11 protein-coding genes are annotated in these 17,450 nt (G+C 58.5%); 5 read left to right on the top strand and 6 right to left on the bottom strand.

Translation table 11 applies throughout. From position 1 onward, the window contains the following. Positions 1-308 precede the first annotated feature (308 nt). Entirely contained in the window at positions 309-1,832 is a 1,524-nt protein-coding gene (locus tag HNR62_RS11495) for a GGDEF domain-containing protein (RefSeq protein WP_204796235.1), read from the top strand. Here the strand turns inward: HNR62_RS11495 and HNR62_RS11490 are convergent. After that, positions 1,811-2,554, bottom strand: coding sequence for a DUF3108 domain-containing protein (locus HNR62_RS11490; protein WP_204796234.1), 744 nt, complete (start codon positions 2,552-2,554; stop codon positions 1,811-1,813). The two genes, HNR62_RS11495 and HNR62_RS11490, sit on opposite strands and share 22 nt — an antisense overlap. A 223-nt stretch (positions 2,555-2,777) precedes the next feature. On the opposite strand from HNR62_RS11490, the gene HNR62_RS11485 reads away from it, so the two are divergent. Then, on the top strand, positions 2,778-3,416 hold the full coding sequence (locus HNR62_RS11485) for a response regulator transcription factor (protein ID WP_204796233.1): 639 nt from the start codon (positions 2,778-2,780) through the stop codon (positions 3,414-3,416). Positions 3,417-3,452: 36 nt separating this feature from the next. Here the strand turns inward: HNR62_RS11485 and HNR62_RS11480 are convergent, their stop codons facing one another. Next, positions 3,453-6,947: a hybrid sensor histidine kinase/response regulator gene (locus HNR62_RS11480; protein ID WP_204796265.1), complete on the bottom strand. Its 3,495-nt coding sequence runs from the start codon at positions 6,945-6,947 to the stop codon at positions 3,453-3,455. Continuing rightward, positions 6,944-8,089: a 3-phenylpropionate MFS transporter gene (locus tag HNR62_RS11475; protein WP_204796232.1), complete on the bottom strand. Its 1,146-nt coding sequence runs from the start codon at positions 8,087-8,089 to the stop codon at positions 6,944-6,946. Before HNR62_RS11475 ends, HNR62_RS11480 begins: the two co-directional genes overlap by 4 nt. Positions 8,090-8,448: 359 nt before the next feature. Between HNR62_RS11475 and HNR62_RS11470 the strand changes: the two genes are divergently transcribed. The 3 genes from HNR62_RS11470 to HNR62_RS11460 all read left to right on the top strand — a co-directional run bounded on the left by HNR62_RS11470 (position 8,449) and on the right by HNR62_RS11460 (position 14,413). Next, positions 8,449-10,662, top strand: coding sequence for a site-specific DNA-methyltransferase (locus tag HNR62_RS11470; RefSeq protein WP_204796231.1), 2,214 nt, complete (start codon positions 8,449-8,451; stop codon positions 10,660-10,662). Beyond that, positions 10,662-13,250, top strand: coding sequence for a DEAD/DEAH box helicase (locus tag HNR62_RS11465; RefSeq protein ID WP_204796230.1), 2,589 nt, complete (start codon positions 10,662-10,664; stop codon positions 13,248-13,250). Before HNR62_RS11470 ends, HNR62_RS11465 begins: the two co-directional genes overlap by 1 nt. Positions 13,251-13,510: 260 nt before the next feature. After that, positions 13,511-14,413, top strand: a complete 903-nt coding sequence (locus HNR62_RS11460) for a ChaN family lipoprotein (RefSeq protein WP_204796229.1) — start codon at positions 13,511-13,513, stop codon at positions 14,411-14,413. A 174-nt stretch (positions 14,414-14,587) separates the two neighbouring features. Here the strand turns inward: HNR62_RS11460 and ugpC are convergent, their stop codons facing one another. From ugpC to ugpA, 3 genes are read right to left on the bottom strand one after another with little or no spacing between them, the layout of a single operon-like run. Continuing rightward, on the bottom strand, positions 14,588-15,685 hold the full coding sequence (gene ugpC, locus HNR62_RS11450) for a sn-glycerol-3-phosphate ABC transporter ATP-binding protein UgpC (RefSeq protein WP_204796228.1): 1,098 nt from the start codon (positions 15,683-15,685) through the stop codon (positions 14,588-14,590). Further along, positions 15,685-16,533 (bottom strand): sn-glycerol-3-phosphate ABC transporter permease UgpE, encoded by an 849-nt coding sequence (gene ugpE / locus HNR62_RS11445; RefSeq protein ID WP_204796227.1) that lies wholly within the window; start codon positions 16,531-16,533, stop codon positions 15,685-15,687. Before ugpE ends, ugpC begins: the two co-directional genes overlap by 1 nt. Then, a complete protein-coding gene (gene ugpA, locus HNR62_RS11440; protein ID WP_204796226.1) occupies positions 16,533-17,414 on the bottom strand; it encodes a sn-glycerol-3-phosphate ABC transporter permease UgpA in 882 nt (293 codons plus the stop codon). Before ugpA ends, ugpE begins: the two co-directional genes overlap by 1 nt. Between the last annotated feature and the right edge of the window lie 36 nt (positions 17,415-17,450).

The raw sequence follows: 17,450 nt of genomic DNA, 5'->3' as shown, positions 1-17,450 counted from the left end.
TCCGATACTACTACATGCCCGCCCCACACTGCACTGTGGTACCCCAGGCTACACGCCTCTCGCCGCGATAAAAACGCGTTTAACTCGAACAGCATTCAACCGTGAAAGGTCAACAACCCCAGACAGAGCCAATTCATTCTCTTGCGCCTTGCTACTGATAACAGGTTCCGGTTAATGTAGGCCTGATAACCCTGTGACGAAAACCGTCGTCAGCCGACATTTCTTGACTAGTATACAAGTGCACTCATCACCATAACCCGGCCCGAGACAATGCAGGAACCCGGCCCAGAGACAATGCAGGAACATGGATGAAACTGCCCGGAATATCTCGTTGGCTACCACTGGATCATTACTCGTTTGTCGCCACCACCTTGCTGCTGGTGGCGCTGGTGCTGTCGAGCTGGTTTATCAGCCGGCACTGGCTGGATCTGCGTATTCAAAGCCAGATACAGGAGCTGAAGCTGCAGAGCACCCAGGCCACCGATGCCGCCGTTGAACATTTACAACGGGACAACCAGCACGCCAGTAAAATTGCCCGGTCCCTGTCATCCTTATCCAGCCTGCAGCGCTTCCTGAACAACCCCCGTTACAGCACCGCCCTGCAGGCGGATCTGAACCAGTTCGGCAAGGCGTTCGAGCTCGAGGGTATCTGGCTACTCGACCGGCAGGGCAAGGTGCTGTCACAAAGTACCGCCAGCCCGCCGCCCCCCGAGTACGATCGCTATACCGACGGCAAGCGCCCCTTGGCTCGTCTCATCTTCGACCCCGAACAGCAACAGGCCAGGATCTATCACGCCAACCCGGTGACCAAGAACGGCTCCGTGACCCTGTTGATCTGCGCCACCATTGCTCCCATCAGCCTTCAGGCCTACCGTATCGAGCTGCTGGTGACCGATGCAGACCGCATCATTTCCCTATCGGACAACCCGGACAGGCTGGGATATTTACTCGCTGGGCCGGCCACCCGGCAGCCGACGGACACAGCAGCACGACACCCGTCGCTACCGATCAGCATCAGCCCTCTGGTTCCCGAAGTACTGCTGCTCGGCCCGAGGCATGAACCGGTACTGCTGGTCAGCCACACCACCGAAAGCAAAGACTATCAGGTACATGCCCTCGCCGATGCCGAACCCATTTATCGTCTTGCCCGGGAAAAAGACAGCCTGGCGGCCATCATTACCCTGGCAAGCACCGGCTCGCTATGGGGCGGGATTCTCACCATACTGACCCTTCAGCGTAACCGGCGACATCACCTGGCCATGAGCCGGGCCAATGATGAACTGCTGCACCTTAACCGGCAGCTGAAACAACTGGCCACCACCGATCCCCTGACCCAGTGCCCGAACCGGCGCGCCGCCGAAACCCGGTTGAAATATGAACTGGCCAAACTGCAGCGTTACCACCATCCCTTCTGCATCGTGATGCTCGATATCGACTACTTCAAGCGTATCAACGATCAGCATGGCCACGACATAGGCGATCAGGTGTTGCGCCACTTTGCCATCATCGGCCGCAAGACGATAAGAGACACCGATGTGCTGGCGCGCATCGGTGGCGAGGAATTTTTATTGATATTGCCGGAAACGGCATTTGATCAGGGCATGCAACTGGCCCAGCGTCTGCTCGATACCCTGGCTGCCACGCCACTGTACCTGACCGACAGAACCATCGGTTTTACCTTCAGTGGCGGCATGACCCAGGCCGCCGCCGAAGACAACATCAGCCAGTTGCTGATCCGCGCCGACCATGCCTTGTATCAGGCCAAAGAGCAGGGTCGCTGCCGGATCTGCAGCGCCGCCCTGCCGCAGTCTCAGTCCGTGGCCGTGGGCTGAGCCGAATGTCCTGCCAGCCTGGCCGGCTTGTCCACCAGGGTATAACTGAGCTTGTCCAGGGTGACCGTGACCGCCAGCTGGCGGTTTTCTTCATGGCTTATCTGCACCAGCTGGTAATCCAGCTCCGGCGCCACCCAGAAGCGGGTTCTGCGCTTGCTGTTACCTCTGTCCCGCTCCACGACAAGGCTGTCGAAGGCACCGATACCGGTTTTAACCACCTCCTTGCCCACCACCTTGAAGCTAGTCAGCTTGATTTCACCGCCCCGCACAACCGGATAGGTCAGGGTGGTTTTGCCGGCCATCAAATCACAACGCGCCTCGAAAAAGAAGCTGACCGAGTCGAAGGCTCCGCCATCGGTCGGCAGCAGTTTGTCGCCCTTCTCGCCCTGATAGAGCACCATGCCGGTATTGGGATCGAACACCAGTCGCTCTTCACGCCGGATCCCCAGCGCCTTGGCCTTGTAGCTGAACGTCTCCGGCCGGGCAGTACAGTCCTGCCAGTTGAAGCTGGCTTTCTGCTCGACATCCAGCAGCCAGTGAGCCAGAGAAAAATGCACATGGTAGCGCTCTTTGTTGCGATCTATGGTCAGGGTATTCACTCCCCGGGTCGGATCGCCATTCAGCAATACGGAAAACTCGGCCTTCAGATGGTCAATATCCTTGGCCACAGCAGCCCCGGTGGCCATCAGGCCACAGAGGGTCAACAGGACTTTTTTAAACATTCGGTTTTCCTCATTCAGTGTGCTGCCTGAACATGCGGCAACGTCTGCGCCAACCATATACCCATTAATCCCGGTAAAGAAAACACCGGCATCACGAAAATACTCATGCGCAGTTCTCAGACCAAAGTCTAAGCCCTATCATAACAGGGCAACAACGATGGGAGCAGTTGCCATTGCCTAAGGTCAACAGACCCTACTCACAGACACAGGATTCAGATACGACATGGAAACGGGCTACCGCATTATCATTGCCGATGACCATCCCTTGTTTCGCAATGCCCTTCATCAGGCGGTTGAACTGGCCATCACCGGTTCCCGGCTGCAGGAAGTCGACAGTATCGATAATCTGATGCGGCTGCTGAGTGAGGACGATGAGGTCGATCTGCTGTTGCTGGATCTCAAGATGCCCGGCGCCAGCGGTTTTTCCGGTCTGGCACTGTTGCGCAACCAATACCCGGATCTGCCGGTGGTGGTGGTCTCGGCCAGCGAAGAGCCGGCGGTGGTGCAGCAAGCCATGCGCTTCGGTGCCATGGGTTTTATCCCCAAATCATCCCCCATGCGTACCCTGGTCAGCGCCCTCAACACCATTCTCGAGGGCAGCCCCTGGTTTCCCGAGGGAATAAGCCTCGACCATGCCCCCGAGGACAATATTGCCGAGCGTCTGGCCAGCCTGACGCCGCAGCAATTCAAGGTGCTGACCATGCTGTCCGAAGGCCTGCTCAACAAGCAAATCGCCCACGAACTGTCGGTATCGGAGGCCACCATCAAGGCGCATGTCACCGCCATCTTCCGCAAGCTGAATGTAAAGAACCGCACCCAGGCGGTGATTGCCCTGTCGCAACTGGAAGGCGGTGAATTTTAATAACAGCCGGGACTGGGAAATGGGGAACCCTGCTCCCTAATCCCCGCTTTTCACCAGATTCTGCAGCAGGGCCCGCAATTTCAGCGGTTTCACCGGCTTGCCGAGATAGCTCAGACCCAGTTGCCGACACCGGGCCTGCAACTCCGGCTGCCGGTCGGCGCTGATCACCACGGCAGGTACGGGCTCGAATTCCCGGCGCAGCGCCTCCAGCAGCGCCACCCCGGTTTCCCCTTCATCCAGATGGTAATCCGACAGTATGATCTGCGGCACGAAACCATCATGGTAATGCCGCTGCGCCTCGGCGCCGTTCAGGGCCAGTTTTACCTCGCATCCCCAACGCGTCAGCAGGCCCGACATGGCGGTAAGTATCTGGGTGTCGTTGTCGATGCAAAGCACGCGCAACCCCGCCAGCTGACGGTTGCCGATGGCCGGTAATGGCGCGGGCAGGGGATCTTCCTGCTCGGCCCCGGGTAGCGCCCGCGGTACCGTCACGCTGAACACCGAGCCCCAGCCCTCCGTCGAGTCTACCGCCAGCCGGTGGTCCAGCATCACCGCCAGCCCCTGGGCGATGGCCAGCCCCAGACCCAGCCCCTGCTGATGATGGCGCTGGCCATGCTCCAGCCGCATGAACTCGTCAAAAATCACCTCCTGTTTATTGGCGGCGATGCCGGGGCCATTGTCCCACACCTCGATACGCACCTGGTCGCCTCGCGCTGCATCGCGACAGCGGCGCACCCCCAGTAAAATGCGCCCGCCCGGGTTATAGCGCAGGGCATTGGTGAGAAAATTCTGCAGGATACGGCGTAACAGTCGGGCGTCGCTGTGCACGCCGAGTCCGGTGGACACCACATCGAAGCGGCCACCGTCCTGTTCGGCCAGCACCCCGAACTCGGCCTTGAGGGTATCGAACAGCTTGTTGAGTGCGAAGTCACCGGGTCTGGCCGTCAGCTTGCCCGATTCCAGCCGCGACATGTCGAGCAGATCGCCGATAAGATCTTCTGCCGCCGCCAGAGAGCGGTCTATGTGTCCCGCCAGACGACGGCTTTCGTCATCGCCCGAGGTTTCCAGCCAGGAAGAAGTAAACAGCTTGGCCGCATTGAGCGGCTGCATCAGATCGTGGCTCACCGCCGCCAGAAAACGGCTTTTGGAGGCACTGAGCCGTTCGGCCTCATGGGTCGCCGCCAGCAACTGTCGATTGACCGTCGACAGCTCACTGGTGCGTTCGGCCACCCTGGCCTCCAATACCTCATTGGCGTCCTTGAGCAGCTGCTCCGCCTGGCGGAAGGTGGTGATGTCGTTGAAGGTCATCACGAAGCCGCCACCGGGCATGGGGTTGCCCTGTACCTCGATCACCCGGCCATCGGGCCGGGTACGGGCAGACACATGGGCGCTGCCGACTTTCATGTGACTCACCCGGCGGGCCACATGTTCCTCCACAGAGCCGGGGCCACACAGGCCCCGCTCTGCGTTATGGCGAATAATATCCGCGATGGGACGCCCCACCTGAATCAGCCCCGGCGGATAGGCAAACAGTTCGATATAACGCCGGTTCCACGCCACCAGATTCAGTTCCTTGTCGACCACGGAGATGCCCTGACCGATATGCTCGATGGCGCCCTGCAACAGACCCCGGTTAAAGCGGAACACATCCCCGGCCTCGTCGACGATGGCGGCCAGTTCATCCAGCTCCATGGAGCGCCCCTGCAGCACCGACGACAACACCAGGCGCGCCGACGAGGCACCGAACACCCCGGCCAGCACCCGCTCGGTATGACGGATCAGACTGGCCGGTGCCTGCATACTGCCCTCCAGGGTGCCCCGCTCGCCGGCATAGCGGGAAAAGGCCCGTCTGACTCTCGCCTCGCCCACAAAACGGGACGCCAGCTGTTCCAGATCCTGTACCGACACCTTGGCCCGGTAGACTTCGCCGTCATCCCTGTGCTGTCGGCCGACAAAGGCCGCCGCCTGAAAGCGCTCGCTGACCGACGGCACCGACAGCCGGGAGCCCAGCAGATAGGCGGCCAGATTGAACACCAGGCTCAGCCATATGCCCCAGGTGATCGGGCTCATCTCGCCCACAATTCCCCAGGCGGGTGGCGTCAGCAACCAGAGCAGAAAGTTGGTGTCTGCATCGCCGGCAAAGAGCCCGGTTGCGGCCATCAGGTTCAGCAACCACATCACCATGCCCAGGCTCAGGCCCCAGTAGGCACCGCGCCGGTTACCGCCGCGCCACAGCAGCCCCAGCACCAGGGCCGGAATAAACTGGGCGATGGCGGCAAAGCTCAGGTAGCCAATCCGGGACAGGCTGTCGATGTCTTCCAGCCACAGAAACACCAGCCAGGCGCTGGCCATGATCACGATAATGGCGGTACGGCGCACCTTGAGCAGCAGCTGGGCAAAATCGTTGAAATCGGCGCCCTGCCGCTGGCGGCGGCGCAGTATCATCGGCAGCACCAGATCGTTGCTGACCATGATGGCCAGCGCTATGGTGGAAATAATCATCATGCCGGTGGCGGCCGAGGCCCCACCGATGAAGGCCAGCACCGCCAGCCCGGGTCGATCCAGTGCCAGCGGCAGGCTGATGACATAGGTATCGGGCGAGGTATCGGCAGCCAGCCACTGCTGTCCGGCCAGCGCCAGCGGCAGCACGAACAACCCCATCAGCAGCAGGTAGATCGGAAACAGCCGCCGCGCCCAGCGCAGGTCCGCCGGATCATGGTTTTCCACTACCGTGACATGAAACTGTCGCGGCAAACAGATCACCGCACTCATCGACAACAGGGTATAGACCCCCATGTCGAGCAGGTTGGCGCCGGTCACCTGGGTAAAGTTGCCGATAAAATCTTCGGTAATCATCACCCTCTGCTGGTTCGGATACGCCAGGATCAGCCAGAGCGCGAAGCCACCGACCACGATAAAGGCCACCAGCTTGACCAGGGATTCCAGCGCAATCGCCACCATGACGCCACGCTGATGCTCGGTAGCGTCGATATGGCGGGTGCCGAACAGCAGGATAAAAGCAGTAAACAACAGGGTAACCATAAAGGCCACTTCGCCCGCTCCCCCTCCGCCGCTGCCGACCACCTCCGGCGCCATCAGGTTCAACCCCATCACGATGGCCTTGAGCTGCAGGGCGATGTAAGGCAAGACCCCGACGATGGCGATCAGGGTGACATAGACCGCCAGCCGCTGAGACTTGCCGTAACGGGCGGAGATAAAGTCGGCGATGGAGGTAATGTGCTCGCGCTTGGCCACCTCGATTAGCCTTGCCACAAAGGGACCGGCCAGGGTAAAGACGATAATGGGGCCGAGATAAATCGAGAAATAGCTCCAGGTGTCGGTGCTGGCCTGCCCCACTGTGCCGAAGAAGCTCCAGGAGGAGCAGTATACTGCCAGCGAAAAACTGTACAGCAGGGGTCGCAGACGCCGGGCGCCCGTTCCCATCCGCACCTTGTCACCCAGCCAGGCACAGATAAAGAGTACCGCCAGATAAGCCAGCGCAATATTAATGACGGTCCAGCCCTGCATCAGGCCTCCTGTGGTGATGACTGCAGAGGGAGTCTCAGCAGCCAGAACGCCGGCAGCACCGACACCGCCATCAACCAGTACATCTGTCCGCCGAACGAGGGGTACAACTGGCCGCACAACACCAGCAGCAAGGCGACCGTCAGCCCCATGGCAATGGCCGCATACAGCGCCTGGGCGCCAAACACCGCCGTTCCGCCCAGCTCCCGGCTGATATAACGCATGGCGCCCAGATGGCTCAGACAAAAACTGCCCGCGTGCAGTAACTGGGCCAGCATCAGCCAGCCCAACTCGGTCGTCGCGCCCAGCATGCTCCAGCGCAGCAGGGAGCAGGCCGCCCCGGCCAGCAACAGCCGACGGGCATCAAAGCGTTCAAACCATCGCTTGTTCATGGCCAGTACCACAATTTCGGCCACTACTCCCAACCCCCACAGATACCCGATGGTCGTGGTGCTGTACCCCTGTTGCTGCCAGTGCAGCGCGCTGAAACCATAGTAAAAGGCATGACAACCCTGCAACAACGCCACTATCAGCAGGAAACGCCGCATACCGGGTCGACGCCACACCTGAAGGATCGAATCTCCCTGCCCGCCCAGCTGACTGTCGACCGGCGCCGGGCTCATGGGCAGCCAGCTCAGCACCAGTAGCAGGCCCAGCGACAGCACCATGGCATGCAACACCCACTGCGGCCCCAGGCTGTTGCTCAGGCTGCCCACCAGCAGGTTGGCGGCAATGAAGGCCACCGCGCCCCAGAGCCGGGACTTGCCATAATCCAGATGCACCTGAACTATCAGCCGGCTGGCAATGGCCTCCCCCACCGGCATCAGGGTCGGGTAAATCAAGCTCACCAGCACCATCAGCACCACCAGTGCCAGGCTCGACTGGCCGCCGTAAAAACAGGCAAAGCCCAGCATACTCAACAGGCTCAGCCAGCGCACCGCCGGCAGCAAATGGCTGGCAGAGCGCACTCGACTCATGATGCCGAGATTGCCGATACAACGCGCCGCCATGCCCAGCCCGAGCAGGATCCCGATAAAACCGGCATCGGCGCCGACATGACTGAGCCACAGGGCCCAGAACGGCAGGAAGGTGCCATAACCAAAATAAAAAATGGCAAAAAACAATGATAGCCAGAAAACCGGAGTCATGGTCGCTCACTGCACCAAGTGATAATTAACCACTATGATAATGATTTTTAAGGAAAATTTCCGTTATTTATTAAAATAAGGAGCAATATTTCGAGCTTGCTCTTGCCGATCATCTTCCTCACGCCACAGACACGGCGACTCGGCAGTTGACCTTAACAATCCAGCCTCGGTTTAAAGCAAAATTTCCGCTCGGCAGAGGCCCAGAAATGAGATCACGGTATGTCTTTGCTCGGTACCTGGCCGATGTAGCATCATGAGGCTCCGTCAGTTAAGAGCATACTGATGACTAACCGGCTCCAGTCTATAGCCCTTATTCGAAGAGAACGATACCATAGGCACCTCTTAATTCAGCAACTGGCATGCGTTATACCCTGACAGTGCACAACAAATGGGGAATGACTTTGTCCACACTCAGTAACCTGCTGCGACAGCTCAAGAATAAAGATGCACAACTGGCGGCCGATCTGGAGCGGGAGATAAAGGCACTTTCAAACCGCCGTTCGTTCGGACTCAACTTTGAACGCCACGCACCGGAAGCGGTAGAATTGCCCGGCCGCAAGATCCGCCGGGGTGATAAGGTACGCATTCTTTCAGAACGAAACGAAACGAAACGAAACGAAACGAAACGAAACGAAACGAAATCAGCATGTTCAAAACTCTGGCATGTTGCAAGCATCACACGCGAAAAAAATGGCCATGTCGCTGAACTGATTTATCGCCCTGCCCCGGATGCCGATCCGGAGCGTATTGTCTACCCCTGCGACGATTTGGTTGTAGTGGCCGAATTCCGCACCCCTATCTACCCCGGATTGATCTCGACCGGCTCCGTCGAACGCGGCGGCGACAAGCCCTTTCACAGCGTGATCAACGCCGAGAACTACCATGCACTGCAGGCTCTGCTCTACACCCATGAGGGCAAGATAGACGCCATTTACATCGATCCGCCCTACAATACCGGTGCCAAGGACTGGAAATACAACAACGACTATGTAGACACCGAAGACGCCTACCGCCATTCCAAATGGCTGGCGATGATGGAACGACGGCTGAAACTGGCCAAGCGGCTGCTGAATCCGGATAACTCGGTGCTGATCGTCACGATCGATGAAAAAGAGTATTTGCGACTGGGATTACTGTTGGAGCAGGTGTTTCCAGGCGCTAGGATACAAATGATCTCTAACGTCATAAATCCCATGGGTTCGGGAAGTAGCAGCGACTTTTCCCGAGTCGAGGAGTATATCTATTTTGTTTTTATAGGAAGTACACAAGTACCGAAATCAACCGACAATATGCTTTCAGCATCAACGTCAAAGGTTGGGGATGAAGTCCGGTGGACACCATTAAACCGCGATGGGTCACACTGGTCACGGCAAGACCGTCCCAACAGCTTTTTCCCAATATATATTGACAAGAAATCTTTGAAGATTATGGGCTTTGGGCAAGCTCCTGGCCGGGATGAAAAACGCACGAACCCTATTAACGCGCCTAAAAACAGTTTCATTGCTTGGCCCATGAAAGGCACACAAGAAGCCTGTTGGCAAATATCCGGCGAACGCATGTTAGAGCTTCAATACGAAGGCTTTTTGTTTGTTTCTCGGCTTGACCCTTCACGCGAAACTGCAATAGTCCGCTACCTCACTTCTGGCCTTATACAAAAAGTGCACAATGGAGAGTTAGCTGTCGCTGGCAAGCGTAACGATGGAAGCAATATAGTTCGCTATGCTCGAGATAATTCCGTAAGACCCCGGACTGTGTGGAACAAAGCATCTCACTCAGCCCGAGATCATGGCTCAGTATTGCTTGGAAGAATTCTATCCAACAGAAAATTCCCCTTCCCAAAATCCCTCTACGCCGTTGAAGATGCGCTTCGCTTCTTCGTCGCCGACAAACCCGACGCCACCATTCTCGACTTTTTCTCCGGCTCGGGCACCACCTGTCACGCGGTCATGCGCCTGAACAAACAGGATGGCGGTCGTCGCCAGTGCATCAGCGTCACCAACAACGAAGTCTCCGCCGACGAGCAGAAGACCTTGCGTAAACGGGGGCTACGCCAGGGCGATGAGGAATGGGAGCGCCTTGGCATCTGTGAATACATCACCAAACCGCGTATCAAGGCGGCGATCACCGGGCTGACGCCGGAGGGTGAGCCGATCAAGGGGGATTACAAGTTCACCGATGAATTCCCCATGAGTGACGGCTTTGAAGAAAACGCGGAGTTTTTCAAACTCAGTTATGAAGCGCCGCTGTCGGTGGCCCACAACCGCGCCTTCCCTGCCATCGCTCCGCTGCTGTGGTTAAAAGCCGGGGCACAGGGCAAACGAATTGATCAGGTGACCGAGGGTTTTGCCATCGCCGAGACCTACGGGGTCTTGTTTGATCTCGACTATAGCGAGGCTTTTTTGTCAGCTCTGGCCGATACAGAGCAACACAAAAGCGTGCGAATGGTCTTTATCGTCACCGATGACGATCGCGGCTTTGCCAGCCTCTGCCGTGATCTGCCGGAACGCGTTGACGCGATACGGCTGTACTCCTCCTACCTGACCAACTTTACCATCAATACGGGACGGGACTGATGCGTTATACCCTCAAGGATTACCAGGAAGACGCCGTAGCCGAGGTACTTGGCTACCTGCGCAAGGCCGCCAGAGCATGGAAACAGGAAGGAGATATTTCCGCCTTTTCACTGACGGCCACCACAGGCGCAGGCAAGACGGTTATGGCCGCCGCCGCCATTGAAGCCCTGTTTGAAGGCAACCCGGAATATGACTTTGCCGCCGATCCGGGGGCCGTGGTGCTGTGGTTTACCGACTCGCCGGCCCTGAATGAACAGACCCGCGCCAAATTGAGTGCGGCGGCAGATAAAATAGACAGCCGACTGACAGTAATCGAAAACGATTTCAGTGAGGAAAAACTGGCTCCCGGCCATGTCTATTTTCTCAACGCTCAGAAACTCTCTAAGCATGCCAAGCTGGTACGGGCCGCAGTCGAGCCAGCCGATGACGGCCAATCTCAGCACCATTTAGCCTTCATGGCACCGCCGGATGACCGTGCTCATACCATGTGGGAGATCCTCAAGAACACCATTGAGGACGAAAATCTCACCCTTTATCTGGTGCTGGACGAAGCACACAGAGGCATGAAAACCGATCGGGATCGCACCACCACGGTTCAGAAGTTGATTAACGGTACACAGGGCGCGCCGGCAGTACCCGTTGTCTGGGGCATATCGGCCACGGTCGAGCGTTTCAACAAGGCCATGAAAAGCGCACAGGCTCAGGGCCGCATTACCTATCCCGATGTAGTGGTTGATCCAGCACGAGTACAGGAGTCCGGCTTGCTGAAAGACGATATTCGTCTCGATTTTCCGGCTAATGCCGGCGCATTCGATACCACGCTGCTGGCCAGGGCTACCCGCCTTTTGCGCGAATCCACCGAGCGGTGGAAAACTTACTCGGCGTCTGCGGGTGCCGATGATAATCCGGTAGTGCCTCTGATGGTGGTGCAGATGCCAAACACTCCCGGAGCTGACGATCTGCGCGCTGTTTTCAAGACCATTTACCATGAATGGCCGGAGCTGCCGGCAGATGCCATGGCCAATGTATTCGGTGAACACAAGGACATTGACGCCGGCGGCTTCAAGGCGCCTTATTTACCACCGGAAATGGCACAGGATCAGTCCCATATCCGGGTGCTGCTTGCCAAGGACGCTATTTCTACCGGCTGGGACTGCCCCCGAGCGGAAGTCTTTGTATCATTCCGGCCAGCCAGGGATGTTACTTACATTACTCAGTTACTCGGACGCATGGTTCGTACGCCGCTGGCACGGCGTATTTCCGGCAACGATCTGCTCAATTCTGTTGCCTGCGTGCTGCCGCGATTCGATCAGGAAACGGCCACAGATGTTGCCAGAGCCATGGTTGGCGATCGCCTCGATGATGCCGACGGCTCCGGTGGCGGCCAGGGCCGAAGGGTTCTTATGAACCCTATTGATATGACGCCCAACCCGGCGATCCCGAACGCCGTGTGGGAAGCCTTTGACGAGTTGCCGTCACAAACTCTGCCCCGCAAAACCGCCCGGGCAATAAGCCGGTACACCGCCCTGGCGCAGGCATTGTCTCAAGATGGTCTGCGCAAGCATTCTCTCGCCTTCGCCTACAAGACACTATGCAAGCAACTCGATGCCATCGGAGCCATGTACCCGGATGAGTTAAATACAGCCACAAAGAAGGTCTGCCAGGTCGCCGGCCTTACTCGGATAGTTGGCATGGATGGTCAGGTGTCGGAAGCTGAAATTTTTACCGAAATCGCCGACGATCACGCCATTGATGCCGAGTATAAAAACGCCGCCCGTGTACTCACGCCGGAGCTGGCCAAACGTTATGTCGATCATTGCGCAGCCCCCGGGGATGACGACAGCCTGTATGATGCCCGGGTCAAGGTGGCGGCCTTTGGCAAAATGGATGTACTGGGCCTTGCTCCAGTCAAAAGCAAACTGGAAGAGGAAGCGGCCAACCAGGCCAGTCAATGGTTCAGCGAGTTCCGGGTCGATATCAAGGGGCTGAATGATCAGCGCCAGGCCGTCTACGCCGACATCAGGAGTATGTCGAGCGAGCCCCAGCATGTATCTATCCAGCGCCCCCGTATTCGCTCGGAAAACACCCGGGACGAAGATGGTAACCTGCTGAATACCCGCCCTTTGCATCTGATGGCCGACAAAGCGCACAGCTTTCCCATCGGCAGCCTGAACGAGTGGGAAACCAGGGTATTGGACAGGGAAATGAGCCGCAGCCACTTTCTTGCCTGGTACCGGAACCCGCCACGGGCCTCCAGTGATGCACTATCCGTCGCCTGGCGCGACGCCAACGATAACTGGCGGCGCATGTGCCCGGACTTTCTGTTTTTCCATGGCGATGAAACGGATGTGAAGGTGTCGATTGTCGACCCTCATGGCCATCACCTGGAGGATGCCCCGTACAAGCTGATTGGGCTGGCGAACTTTACCGAAGAATTTGGCGAGGCTTTTCATCGCATTGAAGCCATTGCCAAAATTGATAAAACTTTGCGTGTACTCGATCTGAAAGACAAGGCGGTGAGGCTGGCAATTATGGAGGTCAAAAATGCAGAAGCTGTCTATCGCAGTGAGATAGCCAGTGACTACTGAAGTCAGGCTTCCTGCATGGTTCAACCTCAAAAATACGGGTCTTGAGCAAAACTGTCGGTCACTATCGCCCTTAGGATAAAAAACCGAAAAAGCACAGAGAAAAGAACCCCGAAACGGAGATTTTCAAGGTGGTTGTCGCGTGAACCTGCCACGCTACTTGTAGCGCTTTCGTGTGTTCCGTTTCCCGCCTTGAAAGGGCTGGGCTTCCCGTGAAACTATTGATGACCGAATTGCTGCTCTCCATTATCCAAAGGTGAACCATGCGCCCCTTGATACTGCTGTTTACCCTGTTGCTGCTCGGCGGTTGCCAGGCCGGCGCTCGCCCCCCGGCCACCCTGTTCGATTACCAGCTGTACAGCCCGACGGGACAACCGCTGTCGCTTGAACTGGCCGCCCGCCAGCTGGACAGCGCCGATGTGATCATGGTCGGCGAGCTGCATGGCCACCCGGGGATTCACCGTTTTCAGGCCGAACTGCTGGCTCGCTTGTTACACCAGCCACGCCCGCTGGCGCTGGCCATGGAGCAGTTCAGCCGGGACCATCAAGCCACGCTGGACGCCTATCTGGCAGCAAAACTGGGCGAAGATGCCTTTATCGAGCAGAGCCATGCCTGGCCCGGCTACCGCAGCGACTACCGGCCCCTGATCGAGCTGGCACGCCAGGCCCGTATTCCGGTACTGGCCGCCAATGCCCCACGCCACCTGGTGCGCTGCATCGCCAGAAAAGGCCCCGCCTACCTCGATCAACTGCCCGCCGAACAGCGCGCCTGGGTGGCCGAGCAGCTGACCCTGAGCGACGACGCCTACAAGGCGCTCTTCATGACGAACCGCCATCACGGTCAGGCGCCCACCGAGTTTCAGTTTGCCGCCCAGACCAGCTGGGATGACACCATGGCCGAGAGCATAGACCGCTACTTGCAAACCCGTCCCGGCCACCGGGTAATGCTGACCGTGGGTCGCTTTCATATCGGTGACGGCCTGGGCACGGCACTACGCCTGCAACAACGGGCTCCCGGGCTGAAGGTGGTTCTTATCTATCCGGTCACAGCGAATGAGACGGCACCGGCACCGCCGCTGTGGTCGCTGAGGGTCGGCGCCCTGCCCGCCGCCCGGCTGGCCGAGGAGCCCTTGCCGTCCTTCCGTCTCGGCAAGGCCGACTGCTGAATGGCCGGTGCCGTCGCAACGGAATAACGCCCGTGGTGACTCCGGATCTGCCGGCGCTGGTCGGCATGGGGCTCATCATCGCCGGGGTGGCGGTGATCCAGCTATGGTCCAGAAGCGGCGGCCACTGACACAGATTCAATCAGATATGGCAAATCATCCGGCAATAATGAAGGCTCAGCCGACGGCGCGTAGGGCCACCGTATTGGGCTCCAGCCGACGACCGCTGTGGGCGGAGAACAGGTGCAGCCGCTCGGGTTCGATGGCGAGGAAAAGCAGATCTCCCTCGGTCAGCACAGGATCCCCCTCCACCTCGAGCCGGATCACCAGTTGTTGCTCGCTGCCCGGTAGCCGACAGTAATACAGCCGTTCGGCACCCAGAGCCTCCTGCATCACCAGCTCCACCTTCAGGCCTTCTCCGGGCCCGGTCAGCCGCAGATTTTCGGGCCGCATGCCCAGCATGACCTCGCCATCTTCGTAACCCGCCGGCAACGCCAGAGACTGGCCGCCAGCCAGTACCAGTTCGCCGCCGACGATATGCGCCGGGATCACGTTCATCGCCGGCGAGCCGATAAACTGAGCCACGAACAGGCTGGCCGGGCGCCGATACACCTCCATCGGTTGGCCAATCTGCTCCACCCGTCCCTGATTGAGCACCACCAGCCGATCGGCCAGGGTCATGGCCTCCACCTGATCATGGGTGACATAAACAGCAGTGGTATCGAGCCGCCGCTGCAATCGCTTGATCTCGAGCCGCATCTGCCCTCTGAGCTTGGCATCCAAATTGGACAGGGGCTCGTCAAACAGAAACAGCCGCGGATGACGGACAATAGCCCGCCCCATGGCCACCCGCTGGCGCTGTCCGCCGGAGAGCTGACCCGGCTTGCGAGCCAGCAAGGCACCCAGCTCCAACAACTCGGCGGTTTGCTCCACCTGGGCATGGATTTCCTCCTTGCTCATCCCTCGGATCTTCAGCCCGTAAGCCATATTGTCAAATACACTCATATGCGGATAGAGGGCATAGTTCTGGAACACCATGGCGATATCCCGCTCCCCCGGCTCCAGTTCGTTGACCCGGTGGCCATCAATCAGCAAGTCGCCATCGCTGATCGATTCCAGCCCGGCAATCATGCGCAGCAGAGTCGACTTGCCACAGCCGGATGGCCCCACCAGCACCAGCATCTCACCGTGGTCGATATCGATATCCAGGCTGTGCACCGCCTGGTAGCCATTGAGATAAGCCTTTTTCAGCCCTTTAAGTTGAACCTTTGCCATTACTTCTCCGATTCCACCAAACCTTTAACGAAAAAACGCTGCATACCGAGCACCACCAGCACCGGCGGCAGCATCGCCAGCAAGCTCGCCGCCATCACCCGATTCCAGGCAATGTCGCCGTTATCCACTGCCAGCATGCGCGACAAGCCCATGACGATGGTGTAATGACTATCGTCAGCGGTGATCATCAACGGCCAGAGATACTGATTCCAGCCGTAGATAAAGGTGATCACGAACAGCGCCGCCAGGTTGGTACGCGACAGCGGCAGCAGTATGTCTTTGAAAAAGCGCCAGGGACCGGCGCCGTCCATCCGCGCCGCTTCCAGCAGCTCCGGAGGTAGGGTCAGGAAAAACTGACGAAACAGAAAGGTAGCAGTGGCGCTGGCAATCAGTGGCAGGGTCAACCCGGACATGGAGTTGAGCAATCCCAGATCCGCAACCACCTTGAAGGTGGGCATGATGCGCACCTCCACCGGCAGCATCAGGGTGATGAAGATCAGCCAGAAACACAGCATGCGCCCGGGAAAGCGAAAGAACACCACGGCGTAGGCGGACAGAATCGAAATGGACAGCTTGCCCAGGGCAATCAACAGCGCCATCAGGGTGGAGTTGAGCAGCATGGTGCTCACCGGCACACCCAGCTCGCGGCTGGCCTGGCTGCCCAGCACGTCGGCGAACACGGACAGGCCCAGGTCGCCGAACCACCAGGTATCCTGACCGCTAACAAAGCTGTGGCTATCGTGGGTGGCGGCGGTCAGTGCCACCCACACCGGCAAGGCCACCGCCACCACCCCCAGGGCCAGCAGCAGGTGGGAACAGAAGGTCAACCAGGGTCGATTTTCGATCATCAGTAAGCCACTCGCTTTTCCACATACTTGAATTGGAGAACGGTCAGTCCGCCCACCAGCACCATCAGCACCACCGACTGAGCGGCGGCCCCTCCCAGATCCAGGCCGACGAAACCATCCGCATACACCTGGTACACCAGAGTGCTGGTGCTGCTGCCGGGGCCGCCCCGGGTGGTGGCATGAATGACCCCGAAGGTATCGAAGAAGGCGTATACCAGATTGATCACCAGCAGGAAAAAACTGATCGGCGACAATAGCGGAAAGACGATGGTGGTAAAACGTCGGCCGGGGCCGGCACCGTCGATGGCCGCCGCCTCGATCAGCGACTTGGGAATGCTCTGTAATCCGGCGAGGAAAAACAGGAAGTTGTAACTCACCTGCTTCCAGGCCGATGCCACTATCACCATCCACAGGGCATGCCCGCCATTGAGCGCCGGATTCCAGTCTACCCCCAGGTTCACCAGCCAGCGTCCTATCAGACCTATGCTGGGGTTGAACATGAACAGCCACAGCACCCCAGCCACCGCCGGCGCCACCGCATAGGGCCAGATCAGCAGGGTCTTGTAGCCCGCCGCACCGCGTAACACCCGATCCGCGAACACGGCCAACACCAGACCGCTGACCAGCGCCAGCAGCGCCACCCCCAGACTGAAGCCCAGGGTGGTGAGCAGGGAGGCGTAATAACGCGGGTCGGTGAACAGGGTGATGAAGTTGTCCATGCCAACGAATTCGACGCTGAAGCCAAAGGCGTCTTCCTGCAACAACGACTGCCACAGGGCCTGCCCCGCCGGCCAGAGGAAAAACACCAGAGTGACCGCCAACTGCGGCAACAACAGCAAGAGGGGAAAACACCGATGACGAAAATAATGACTTTCACTCATAATGATACAAGGCTGGCCCGTCTGTTCTGGCCAGGG

It is taken from the genome of Oceanisphaera litoralis (assembly GCF_016907015.1).
Classification (GTDB): Bacteria; Pseudomonadota; Gammaproteobacteria; order Enterobacterales; family Aeromonadaceae; genus Oceanimonas; species Oceanimonas litoralis.
This window is presented reverse-complemented; position numbering and strand designations above follow the sequence as displayed.

What these genes read in the sequence shown, in the direction of transcription:
- HNR62_RS11495 (WP_204796235.1), top strand. Translation starts at nt 309, where the DNA reads ATGAAACTGCCCGGAATATCTCGTTGGCTACCACTGGATCATTACTCG.
- HNR62_RS11490 (WP_204796234.1), bottom strand. Translation starts at nt 2,554, where the DNA reads ATGTTTAAAAAAGTCCTGTTGACCCTCTGTGGCCTGATGGCCACCGGG.
- HNR62_RS11485 (WP_204796233.1), top strand. Translation starts at nt 2,778, where the DNA reads ATGGAAACGGGCTACCGCATTATCATTGCCGATGACCATCCCTTGTTT.
- HNR62_RS11475 (WP_204796232.1), bottom strand. Translation starts at nt 8,089, where the DNA reads ATGACTCCGGTTTTCTGGCTATCATTGTTTTTTGCCATTTTTTATTTT.
- HNR62_RS11470 (WP_204796231.1), top strand. Translation starts at nt 8,449, where the DNA reads ATGCGTTATACCCTGACAGTGCACAACAAATGGGGAATGACTTTGTCC.
- HNR62_RS11465 (WP_204796230.1), top strand. Translation starts at nt 10,662, where the DNA reads ATGCGTTATACCCTCAAGGATTACCAGGAAGACGCCGTAGCCGAGGTA.
- HNR62_RS11460 (WP_204796229.1), top strand. Translation starts at nt 13,511, where the DNA reads ATGCGCCCCTTGATACTGCTGTTTACCCTGTTGCTGCTCGGCGGTTGC.
- ugpC (WP_204796228.1), bottom strand. Translation starts at nt 15,685, where the DNA reads ATGGCAAAGGTTCAACTTAAAGGGCTGAAAAAGGCTTATCTCAATGGC.
- ugpE (WP_204796227.1), bottom strand. Translation starts at nt 16,533, where the DNA reads ATGATCGAAAATCGACCCTGGTTGACCTTCTGTTCCCACCTGCTGCTG.
- ugpA (WP_204796226.1), bottom strand. Translation starts at nt 17,414, where the DNA reads ATGAGTGAAAGTCATTATTTTCGTCATCGGTGTTTTCCCCTCTTGCTG.